This is a genomic window from Oleiphilus sp. HI0132 (assembly GCF_001635845.1).
The window spans coordinates 1-993 of record NZ_LWGJ01001362.1; the positions used below are offsets into that span (position 1 = coordinate 1).

Here is a 993-nt window from a genome sequence, read left to right on the forward strand (position 1 = left end):
CCCATGCCAGCAGTGTACTTTACAGTATTGTTGAAACGGCAAAGGCAAATGACCTTGTGCCATTCGATTATCTTCATTATCTATTGAAAGCACTTAGTAAAAGAGATCAGCAAGCAGAAATGGAAGATCTGCTGCCATGGAATGTCATACTAAATCATTAGATTCTTGGATATGTGCGCTTCGCCTTACGTTTACATCCGTTTTGCATTATTTGGACAAAACAGCGTACAAGAGAGTGAGCTAAAAGATCATACCCAATGTCGTCTTGGGAAGTATCTAATGTCAGATAAGGGCCAGTCGCTAAGTTCCAAAAAACGCTTCAAAGACCTATATGAAGATGTTCATCCGAAAGTACACGCGAAGGGTATAGAGATCTATAAGCTTGCACGAGCAGGCGCTGAACCATTATCTCTACAGGGAGCTGTTGAAGAACTTATTGGCTTATCAGATAGCGTATTGAATATTCTTGATGATTTTATCCAGCACCGTTAAAAATCCTTAGACTTTACAATATTACCTCTGTTTATGACCTAGGAAAACAACTCCACTAACATGAGGTCCGCTCTGTGAAGAAGATAGACGGTAGTGTTCAAAAAGGTAGCGCTTTGTGCTCAGGCTGTGTGAAAACTCGTATTTCAAATAGATCTAGCTTTATTTCGTTCACAACAAACAGCACAGGGCTACAGTCATGTATCTGGCGCCGATGTTTGATTTTTGTGATTACCAGCCTTTTTAGAATAGTCCGCTCATACAAGCCAAATAGCGCCTCAACAGGAAGCTGCAATCAGATTAAGCCTAGGATGCATTGGTCATCAAAGCTTTGATTAAGCCGCTGACACCAAAAATTGTGATCATTCGTCTAAGATTGTAGGCCAGGACATGCAAGTCCATTTCAATGCTGACCCCCTTAAATCTTCTGGTGAGTAGCTGTGTTGCGCCCATCCATAATTTAATTGTACCGAATGGGTGTTCGACGGTTTGTTGTCTGATCAC

The 993-nt window shown here is 41.4% G+C and carries 3 protein-coding genes; 2 read left to right on the plus strand and 1 reads right to left on the minus strand.

The genetic code is table 11. The annotated features are described in order from the left end of the window. The first annotated feature begins 26 nt into the window (after nucleotides 1–26). Together A3766_RS32755 and A3766_RS20860 are read left to right on the plus strand one after the other, a co-directional pair. Nucleotides 27–161: a transposase domain-containing protein gene (locus A3766_RS32755; RefSeq protein ID WP_369808647.1), complete on the plus strand. Its 135-nt coding sequence runs from the start codon at nucleotides 27–29 to the stop codon at nucleotides 159–161. A 118-nt stretch (nucleotides 162–279) separates the two neighbouring features. Further along, entirely contained in the window at nucleotides 280–492 is a 213-nt protein-coding gene (locus tag A3766_RS20860) for a hypothetical protein (protein ID WP_068633897.1), read from the plus strand. Between the two features lie 303 nt (nucleotides 493–795). Here A3766_RS20860 and A3766_RS20870 read toward each other — a convergent pair. Then, on the minus strand, nucleotides 796–993 hold a 198-nt coding region (locus A3766_RS20870; RefSeq protein ID WP_197479656.1), incomplete at its 5' end, for a transposase.